Here is a 9,500-nt window from a genome sequence, read left to right on the forward strand (position 1 = left end):
ATTCTCATTCTAGCTAAATACCCCCGGTGGGTGCTTTACGCATCTGCCGGGGGTATTTGCTTGCCTCGCCCTGCCCGAGGCGGGCTAGTTAGCGCTGGCGGGTCTGAACGCACCGTGTGGAACACTACCTTGCTTCCCTCGGCGGTTCACCGCACAGGCTATAAGGTGGAGCGTACACTTAAGTCATGCGTGAATTACAGGCACAGATCATCCGTGAAATGGGCGTCAAGCCCAACATGACCGAAGAGCAGGCACGCGAAGAAGTGGAGCGCCGCATCCAGTTCATCTGCGACTACCTGGAAGCCACCGGAAGTCGCGGCCTGGTACTGGGCATCAGCGGCGGCATTGACTCCACCCTGGCGGGTCGCCTCTGCCAGCTGGCGGTGGACCGCCTCAATGAGCGCGGCCGCACCACCGAGTTCGTGGCGGTGCGCCTGCCCTACCGTGTGCAGCACGACGAAGAGGACGCGCAGGAGGCGCTGCGTTTCATCCAGCCCACCCGCTCCCTGACCTTCAACATTGCCGAAGCCGTGGACGGTTTCGACAGCGCCTACACTGAGGCGACCGGCGAGCAGATCAGCGACTTCAACAAGGGTAATGTGAAGGCGCGCGCCCGCATGATCGCCCAGTACGCGATTGCTGGCGGCCCCGGCTACCTGGTGGTCGGCACCGACCACGCGGCGGAGTCCATTACGGGTTTCTTCACGAAGTTCGGTGACGGCGGCGCGGACCTGCTGCCGCTGTACGGCCTGAATAAGCGCCAGAACCAGCTGCTGCTGCGGGTGCTGGGTGCGTCTGAGCGTCTGTGGGCTAAGCCGCCGACGGCTGACCTGCTGGACGGCGTGCCCGGCCGTACCGATGAGGATGAGCTGGGTCTGACGTACCCGCAGATTGATGACTACCTGGAGGGTAAGGAAATCGACGAGGCGGCCGCTGCGAAACTGGAGCAGATTTACCTGCGTAGCCGCCATAAGCGCACCACTCCGGTGACGATTTTTGATTCCTGGTGGAAGAACTAACGCGGAAGAACTAACGCTCTAATCAGCGTAAGAACCAATGTGAAAGCCCCGGGCTCCCATGTGGGAGTCCAGGGCTTTTACCATGCTTTTGCAGACCGAGGACTATGCCTTCTGTTCGGGCTGTGCGCCAGAAACCTGGGCAGCCTGAACATCCGAATCCTCAGAACCTTCAGTCTCAACCTCAGATTCAGCGGGCGGTACCTTCGCGCCACCCGTGGCAAGGAACAGCACCAGGCCCAGCGCGCAGGCGAGCACCTGGGTGAAGGGGAACGCCCAGGTCAGGCCCTTAAAGCCGAACCACATATTGCCGAAGTACACGGCGGGGAAGAACAGCAACGCAATACCGATGGTCATCAGCATTGCCGGGCGGCCCTTACCGGACGCCTGGAACCAGGAGACGAACACGATGCTGACCGCGTTGAACACGGCGGCGAGCATGAGCGCGACCATGACCTCTTCACCGGTGGATACCAGACGCTCGTCGCCCACTACGGCGAGCAGTTCGCGGCGGAAAATCAGCACCGGAATGGTGATGGTTACGGAGGTAATGACGGACAGCATGGTTGCGGTGCGCAGCGCCTCCTTCACGCGGGCGCCGTTGCGGGCACCGTACGCGTAGGCGTACAGCGGGATACCGCCCATGCACAGACCCATACACAGCATTTCGGGCACCATGTTCAGGCGCATTGCCAGGCCGAACGCTGCGACGGTGTCGTCACCGTAGGAGGCGGCGAGGTTGTTGAGCAGCAGGGCGGCGAAGATCAGGTTGAGGCTCTGAATGAGCTCGGCGGCACCGACGGCGACCACGGGCTTGATGATGGCGGGGTCGAGGGAGAAGTCGCGGATGTTCGCGGAGAAGTTCTCGCTCTTGCGCATCAGGAACTGCAGGTAGTACAGCATGGACGCGGCGTTCGCCAGCAACATCGCCCAACCTGCACCGGCAATACCCATGTCCATAACGGCGATGAACAGCACGTCGAAGATGCAGGTGACGACGGTGCCGACAATGATGCCGTACATGGACTGCTTCGCGTAGCCCTCGGAACGCACGAGCTGTTCGAGGGTGAACATACCAATCGCGAGGGGCGCACCGAGGAACATGAGGTGCACGTAGATGCGGGTCGGTTCGTACGAGCCGCCGGAGGCACCCATGATGCTGGTAATCGGGTCGGCGAGGATGAAGCCGATAGCGGCGGCGATAACACCGGCACCGAGCGCGGAGTACAGTGCGAAGGAGGTGACGCGGTGGATTTCGTGGGCGGGTTCGCCCGCGCCGAGCTTGCGGGAGGCGAGGGTGGAGGCGCCCAGGCCGAACAGGCCGGCGATTGCCATGATGACGCCGAAGACGGGCACGCCGTAGCCGGTTGCGGCGAGTTCTTCGACGCTGCCGTAGTGGCCGACGAAGTAGGAGTTCACCACGTTGTAGATGCTGGTGATGGCGAGGCCGAGCGCCATGGGCACGCCCAGGGATAGGAGCGCCTTGAGGATGGGTGCTTCTTTGAGCAGGTAGATGTTCTGCGGGTCTTCGCTTGCGCCGTGCGGGCCGTGTCCTGCGGGTGCGCCGTTTTTGGGCGCGTTGTTTTCAGTCTGGTGGGACGTCATAGGTTCCTTGGTCTGTGTGGTCCGGTCACTTGTGTGCGTCAGATAGACGGCTGATGTCCGCGAATGTGCGGGTGCCGGGGCGCCCGAAATGTCTTGCTCGTTCCCTGGGCCGTTGAGGCTTCCGCGTGGAGGTGAGTGCGGGCGTAACTTTTATATTTTACCGGTGTTCAGCGCGGGTGGGTAGATGCTCATCGTGAGCAAAACCTGTTGTTGCACGGGGCGCATAGACGTGGGAGGGTGCACAGACGCGGTGGCACCATAAAACGGCGAGGCGCCCCTCCCCCGCTATTCGGGGTGGGGCGCCTCGCCTCATACGTATCGCATGTAGGAGCGTAATCTATTCGAGTTCGAGCGGGCCGAGCACACGCATGACCTCGATGTCCAGGCGTTCCTGGATTTGGTGCAGTACGTTCGTGTCGATTCTGCCTTCGTCACGCAGACGCTTAAGGATGTCACGCTGAACTTCGAGCACGCCCAGGCGCAGTTCCTTTTCCTTTTCGTTCGCTTCGAGCACCTTCAGCACGTTCTCGGGGGTGTCGTCGCCGTGCATGTGCAGGGTGTGCAGGTTGCGGTACATACTCATGTTGAACATGTACTCTTCCGCGATGCGGTCGATGACTTCCTGCGGGGCGTTGATGCGTCCACCAATTTCCTGGATGGAGTCGAAGGACTCAGCAATCATAGTGCGGACCGCTTCGTTCATCTCTTCTTCTTCGCTGTTGTCGACCGGCAGGTTCGCCCAGCGGATCACGGCGGGCAGCAGCATGCCCTGCACGACCATGGAGCACAGCACCACACCGGACACCACGAAGATCACGAAGTCGCGGTATTCAACACTCGCCGGGATGGACAGCGCCACCGCCAGGGACACGCCGCCGCGCAGACCCGCCATGGTGGATACGACACGTCCGCGGTGGGTGGTGCGCAGGGTGCGCTGCTTTTCGCTGCGGTCAAGCAGTCGAATCGTGAAGATGGACGCTTGCAGGAATACGTAGCGGATGACTACGCAGGCAATCCAGGCGACCAGCACAACGAGCAGGCCGTAGCTCCAGGTGGTGCCGTAGAGGTTGATGGTGACACCCATACGTTCCACGGCGGTGGGCAGTTGCACGCCGACCATGACGAACAGTACCGCGTTCATGACGAAGGTGACGAACGCCCAGGTGGGCAGGCCGTAGGTGCGGTTCTGCGGTTTGATGGTGTCCGGGCTGTAGTAAGTGAGGAAGAACGCCGCAATCACGACAGCAACCACGCCGGAGCCCTTCATATCGGGGAAAGGCTCAATCTTCTCCGCGAGCAAGAACGCAATGAAGGGCACGGTCAGCATGAAGCAGGTGAACCACATCGGGTTGTCGATGTGGGCACGAATCTTGTTAGCTACCCAGCCGACCGCCAGACCGACCAGAATACCGATGAGGAAGGAGAAGAAGAACATGCCGCTCGCGTGACCGAGGGCGAGTTCCTGACCGGCGGCTACCTGCAGGGCGAGGGCGAGGAGCACGAGGGTCGTGCCGTCGTTGATGAGCGCCTCCGCCTTGAGGGTGGTGATAGCAGACTTGGGGAGTTTGCCGTTAAGGGTTGCGACGGCGACCGCGTCGGTGGGTGCGAGCGCCACGCCGATGAGCAGGGCGGCACCCCAGACGTTCACGCCGATGAGCTCGTGCAGAATCCCGGCGACACCGAAGGCGGTCACGATGACCAGCAGGGTTCCGGTGAGGATAATGCCGCGGATGCGGTTGCGTGCCTCACGCCATGAGGTGTGGCGGGCTTCCCAGAAGAGCATGATGGGCAGGAAGATTTCGAGGATGACGTGCGGCGGCAGGCCGATACTCTGAACTTCGTGCAGTTCGTGGGCGGGCATAATGCCGATAGCCAGACCAATGAAAATCAGCACAATGGCGGGGGTGATCCGTGTTTTGTGTGCGATTGCGCTGCCTACGAGGACAGCGAGGGATAGTGCGATAACGACTTCGAGCATGCTGTTCCTTTATTGGGGGTCTCCGGTGTACTTCAGGGGTTAAAGAGTACACCCGCGGTTTTATTCCCTGCGTTCGCCGGTGGTGCTGTCTAATTGATGGGTGCGGGCACGTTTCATGACGTTTTGTGTCGTTCTGACGTGAACTTGGGGTCGTACTGTGTCAGAGAACAGAAAATCCGCCTCTGTAAGTGCGCGCGAACACTCAGAACGTGAGAAGATAAGGTCATGACTGATAACAACACCGTAACCGGCAGCCCGCTTGTTAAGCGCGGCCTGGCCGACATGCTCAAGGGCGGCGTCATCATGGACGTCGTCACCCCCGAACAGGCTAAGATCGCTGAAGATGCTGGCGCTGTTGCCGTCATGGCTCTCGAGCGCGTTCCCGCGGATATTCGTGCGCAGGGCGGCGTGGCTCGTATGTCTGACCCGGACATGATTGAGGGCATCATTGATGCTGTTTCGATCCCGGTCATGGCGAAGGCACGCATCGGCCACTTCGTTGAGGCTCAGATCCTGGAGACCCTGAAGGTCGACTACATTGACGAGTCTGAGGTTCTTTCCCCCGCTGACTACGTGAACCACATTGATAAGCACCAGTTCAAGGTTCCTTTCGTGTGTGGTGCTACCAACCTGGGTGAGGCTCTGCGCCGCATCACCGAGGGTGCCGCTATGATCCGTTCTAAGGGCGAGGCTGGCACCGGTGACGTCTCTGAGGCGACTAAGCACATCCGCACCATTAAGCGTCAGATTGCTGAGCTGCAGGGCCTGTACAACACCATGCCCGACGAGCTGTACGTGAAGGCTAAGGAACTGGCTGCACCGTACGAGCTGGTTCGTGAGGTTGCTCAGACCGGCAAGCTGCCCGTGGTGATGTTCACCGCTGGTGGTGTGGCTACCCCCGCTGACGCTGCGATGATGATGCAGCTGGGCGCTGACGGCGTGTTCGTTGGTTCCGGTATTTTCAAGTCGGGCGACCCGGTTGCTCGTGCGAAGGCTATTGTGAAGGCTACTGCTTTCTACAATGACCCGGAGAAGGTTGCTGAGGCTTCTCGCGGTCTGGGTGAGGCTATGGTCGGCATTAACGTTGCTGACATTCCGGCACCGCACCGCCTGGCGGAGCGCGGCTGGTAATTCGTGCGCGCACCCCGTATTCGGGGTGAGTGTTTGATGAGGGGGTGGGGTTCGCTGAGGCGGGTCCCACCCTCCTTGTGTTTGTTGTGTTTGTTGTTTTGTGAAGGGAGCGGTGATGGTTGAGAAGGTTCAGCCTACCGGTGTTTTGCCGGGTGAGGGTTTGACGGTTGGTGTTTTGGCGTTGCAGGGCGGCGTGAGTGAACATGCGGAGATGCTGGAGTCCCTGGGCGCGCAGGTGCGTTGGGTGCGTACCGGTGAGCAGCTTGAGGGTCTGGATGCGCTGGTTTTGCCGGGTGGTGAGTCGTCGACGATTGACCGTTTGACCCGTATTTTTGGTGTGCGTGAGCCGCTGATTGAGGCGATTTCTTCGGGTCTGCCGACTCTGGGTACGTGTGCTGGCCTGATTATGTTGTCGGAGCGTATTGATGATCCGGCACCGGGTCAGCAGTCGCTGGGTGTTTTGGATGTTTCGGTGGGTCGTAACGCTTTTGGTTCGCAGGTTGATTCTGCGGAGGTGCGCCTGCCGTGGCTGACCCCTGCCGGTGATGCGGTGGTTATTGATACGGCGTTTATTCGTGCGCCGATTGTGACCGGCACTGGTGAGGGTGTGCAGGTGACGGCTCGTCATGAGGGGAAGATTGTGGGTGTGCGTTCGGGCAACCTGATTGGTATTTCTTTCCACCCGGAGGTTACGGGCGATACGACGGTGCATGAGGAGCTGCTGGCTCTGGCACGCGAGGTGAAGGGCAAGTAGCCCCTCCCCCAAAAAATAAGCCCGGTAATGAGCGTTTAAAGAGTTGTGGCGGTGACCGTTGTTCGGTCACCGCCACAACTCTTTTTGCGCGGGCTTATGCGTGAGTGGACTTATGGGCGGGAGCTGCTGGGGGTTTGAGGCTGGGCCTTCCACTGCTGGTAGGCGCTCGTGGCGAAGAATCGTGCACGGTTCGCGTCGCTGAGCGTCTTGATGTCTGCGGGGGCTGCCTCGTACCACTTTTCGTAGAGACGAATAATCATCTCGGGGTAAGCGGCTTCTTCCAGGTCTGCGCGGTGGGGGATGAATTCGTTGCGGTCCTTGATGTCTCGGTACTCGCTACCGGCGAAGGGATCGGTGAGTCCGATGCTGGGCTGAGCGTTGTAGGTATCGATGTTTTGAACGTATTCGGGGAGGGTGCTCCGCCCTGCTTTGAGTGCAGCGTGGCAGTTGCTGTCGATTTCGCTGGGCTCAATGATGTGGGCGCCGTCTGCGAGGATGTGCCGGTACTGGATGTACGCGGGGTACTGTTCATCGGTGCGTGGAACGGGCTTGGCGGCTTCTGCTGATGCGAGAGCTTCGGCGGAGTATGAGGAGCAGCTGACGGTGGGCGTGGTGCTTGCCGTTGCTGAGGCGCTCGCCGTGGAGGGTGAGGAGGTGCTACTTGCCGCGGTGTTCGCACCGCCGCAGGCGGCAAGGAACAGGGGCAGGGTTAAGAGAGCGGCGCCGTATCGCAGTGCGTTATAGCGGGGGTTGGGGGTCCTAGAATTCAGGGCCATAATGTCACCTCATTGTGGGCTGGAACATACCGAATTGACCCTCACTATACGGGCGGTTTTGATACGTGGTCAAGAGAAAATTATGTTTATTTTTTAAAATCCAACAGCTCGAAAGAAAATCGACGGACAAGCTTGTTCAGCGTCTTGACTTGTGCAAACACGGAAGCAACCGGGCTCTTGAAGCAAATACGGCACAAAGACACCAGCATCAGATATTGTTATTTGCCCGATAATCAGCAGAAGCCAACATATCCAGAGGGGCACGGTTGGAGCGCCCTTTATGCAACCTCGAACTCCGTAAAAGCCTGCACCTCAACGGCCCAACGCTACTGCAGGAGGAAATAGATAAGTCCCCTAACGTATTCCCAGAGCAGCACCGAGAGGACGCACTGCGCAACAAATGCGGCTATAGCTGCGACGGTTGGCACCCAGTAGCTACGCTTAGAACATGCAATAAAAACTGCTATAAAAATAACGCATGAGACAATATCGGGGCCACAGAGAATGAATGCTTGCAGATCATATGGCCACAATATTCCATGCATATATTCTGTAGGGACTTTACATGGACTTAAGATATTGCCTTTTACAATTTCATAAGTCCCATACATTTTAAAAACTAAGTACAGTGAGGCGATCCAAAAAATGCCTATGCGAAGCTTTACACCCAGCCATATACTAAAAATCTGCCACAAGCTAGCTAATACAACTCCCACCACAAAGAAGGGTATATAGTCGAAATAGCTACCTTGCCACCCATCACATGGCGAGACAAATCCATTGAACTCTGTATACAGGCTAGTTGGGAAAATATAGAAAAATTGCAACACAATGAGAAACAAGATATACAAAATTATTTTCTCATTTACGACAAACATCTTATATGTAGAATTCATGATGCCATTTCCTTTCAAGAGCATAAAACACTAGTAGCGCAACACTGAATACATAGCCTCAATGTTGTTTTTCTTATCCACTAAGCCTCAAAGCCAATACTGGGATAGGTAGGCGACCCGCAAAGCCTCCGCACTCTTACCCCATCTACCACATATTTAAGCAGGTCAGAACTTTAAGACTACTGGGTAGCACACCTTGTGTCTAGAGTGTTGGTTTTAAACTAAGATGATATTTTCCATTGACCGCATATCAAATATTTGGGTATGTTTAGACGCAATATATCGTTCCATCCCTCTTGTGAGGTGGTCTCATGACCCACACCCCTGTTTTTCTTTCGTTCCGTTCCAGCGGTCTACGACGCAGTGCCGCGCTGGCGATTCTTCCCCTGCTTCTTGCCTCCTGCGGTAGCTCCACCAGCACGGCATCAAACACTCCCGCACCCTCGAACACGACTGTGACTTCATCCCCGTCAGCTTCAAGCGCCACCGGGTCCGCTTCCTCTTCCGCGGCGAAGAAGAGCTCCACCCCCTGCCTTGAACCTGACGAAGCCGCGAAAGCTCAAACCCTCAAGCAGCAGGAAGCCATCAGCGCCGACCGCGGTACGGCACTGCCCTCCTACGTCTCCGCGCGGCATGTTGTGCGCAACCAGGCGAACTTCCCCACCCGTGCCGAAGCTGAATCAGCAGGAGCCGAGTGCCTGGCGCTGTACGAGAAGAACAAGGCCGATCACGCCTACGCCGCGGCGTGGGTGCGCGCTATCGATGACAATAACGTGGCAAGCGGAAAGGTAGCCTCCGGCCCGCGCAGTGACATCCAGAGCGCAGACCCCTACAAGGCAAGCAACTACGTCGATATTCGAGAGGGTAAGGAGTACTTCCCGACCCGCCAGGAGCTACTCGCGGCAAACTACCCTGAGAACTACATTGTTGCTTTTGAGGCGTGGGCGCAGCAGGCGCCAGCCGATGTGAAGCAGAAGAGCGACGCGAACCGTGCGGCCGCTAAAGATACGCGCTGGTCTGAGGTGGTAACCCTGCCCAGCCCCGACAACCCTGTCTAATCGAACCCCGTCTAATCTGAGTCTGTCTCATCTTAAAAATAGTTGTGGCGGTGACCGTTGTTCGGTCACCGCCACAACTGTTACACGCTCGGACTAAGGCAGGAACGCCAGCCCAAACTCAATAATGATTAGCACAATAGCACACGCGAAGAGTACCCCACGCGACACATTGAACTTCTGCCAGAGCTCATACAGCTGCCGAGGAACCACCCAAATAACGCACGCATGAAAAGCAAGCGAGAACGAGGCGTTACCCCACTGAATAATCATCAGGGCAAGAGCAAAA

The 9,500-nt window shown here is 58.0% G+C and carries 8 protein-coding genes; 4 read left to right on the plus strand and 4 right to left on the minus strand.

Features of this window, described 5'->3' with window-relative positions:
* The first annotated feature begins 185 nt into the window (after positions 1 to 185).
* Complete coding sequence (gene nadE / locus HMPREF2999_RS02600) at positions 186 to 1,019, plus strand: ammonia-dependent NAD(+) synthetase (RefSeq protein ID WP_070675269.1); 834 nt, start codon at positions 186 to 188, stop codon at positions 1,017 to 1,019.
* Positions 1,020 to 1,121: 102 nt separating this feature from the next.
* On the opposite strand, the gene HMPREF2999_RS02605 is transcribed toward nadE, so the two are convergent.
* Positions 1,122 to 2,621, minus strand: a complete 1,500-nt coding sequence (locus HMPREF2999_RS02605) for an MATE family efflux transporter (protein ID WP_070675266.1) — start codon at positions 2,619 to 2,621, stop codon at positions 1,122 to 1,124.
* Between the two features lie 337 nt (positions 2,622 to 2,958).
* Complete coding sequence (locus HMPREF2999_RS02610) at positions 2,959 to 4,599, minus strand: Na+/H+ antiporter (protein ID WP_070675263.1); 1,641 nt, start codon at positions 4,597 to 4,599, stop codon at positions 2,959 to 2,961.
* Positions 4,600 to 4,824: 225 nt separating this feature from the next.
* Here HMPREF2999_RS02610 and pdxS point away from each other — a divergent pair, with 225 nt between their 5' ends.
* Positions 4,825 to 5,730, plus strand: a complete 906-nt coding sequence (pdxS, locus tag HMPREF2999_RS02615; protein WP_005507298.1) for a pyridoxal 5'-phosphate synthase lyase subunit PdxS — start codon at positions 4,825 to 4,827, stop codon at positions 5,728 to 5,730.
* Positions 5,731 to 5,845: 115 nt separating this feature from the next.
* The gene (pdxT, locus tag HMPREF2999_RS02620) at positions 5,846 to 6,484 is read left to right on the plus strand and encodes a pyridoxal 5'-phosphate synthase glutaminase subunit PdxT (RefSeq protein WP_070675261.1); all 639 of its coding nucleotides are present in this window, start codon (positions 5,846 to 5,848) and stop codon (positions 6,482 to 6,484) included.
* Between the two features lie 110 nt (positions 6,485 to 6,594).
* On the opposite strand, the gene HMPREF2999_RS02625 is transcribed toward pdxT, so the two are convergent.
* A complete protein-coding gene (locus tag HMPREF2999_RS02625) occupies positions 6,595 to 7,260 on the minus strand; it encodes a hypothetical protein (RefSeq protein ID WP_070675258.1) in 666 nt (221 codons plus the stop codon).
* Between the two features lie 1,207 nt (positions 7,261 to 8,467).
* Between HMPREF2999_RS02625 and HMPREF2999_RS02635 the strand changes: the two genes are divergently transcribed.
* Complete coding sequence (locus HMPREF2999_RS02635; RefSeq protein WP_070675252.1) at positions 8,468 to 9,214, plus strand: hypothetical protein; 747 nt, start codon at positions 8,468 to 8,470, stop codon at positions 9,212 to 9,214.
* A 93-nt stretch (positions 9,215 to 9,307) separates the two neighbouring features.
* On the opposite strand, the gene HMPREF2999_RS09530 is transcribed toward HMPREF2999_RS02635, so the two are convergent.
* Positions 9,308 to 9,500: hypothetical protein (locus HMPREF2999_RS09530; protein WP_210399529.1), on the minus strand; the 193-nt coding region annotated here is incomplete at its 5' end.

The sequence above is a fragment of the Rothia sp. HMSC066H02 genome (assembly GCF_001814995.1).
GTDB lineage: Bacteria > Actinomycetota > Actinomycetes > Actinomycetales > Micrococcaceae > Rothia > Rothia mucilaginosa.

Excerpts from the sequence above, each read along its gene's own strand:
- nadE (WP_070675269.1), top strand. The coding sequence starts at position 186 with ATGCGTGAATTACAGGCACAGATCATCCGTGAAATGGGCGTCAAGCCC.
- HMPREF2999_RS02605 (WP_070675266.1), bottom strand. The coding sequence starts at position 2,621 with ATGACGTCCCACCAGACTGAAAACAACGCGCCCAAAAACGGCGCACCC.
- HMPREF2999_RS02610 (WP_070675263.1), bottom strand. The coding sequence starts at position 4,599 with ATGCTCGAAGTCGTTATCGCACTATCCCTCGCTGTCCTCGTAGGCAGC.
- pdxS (WP_005507298.1), top strand. The coding sequence starts at position 4,825 with ATGACTGATAACAACACCGTAACCGGCAGCCCGCTTGTTAAGCGCGGC.
- pdxT (WP_070675261.1), top strand. The coding sequence starts at position 5,846 with ATGGTTGAGAAGGTTCAGCCTACCGGTGTTTTGCCGGGTGAGGGTTTG.
- HMPREF2999_RS02625 (WP_070675258.1), bottom strand. The coding sequence starts at position 7,260 with ATGGCCCTGAATTCTAGGACCCCCAACCCCCGCTATAACGCACTGCGA.
- HMPREF2999_RS02635 (WP_070675252.1), top strand. The coding sequence starts at position 8,468 with ATGACCCACACCCCTGTTTTTCTTTCGTTCCGTTCCAGCGGTCTACGA.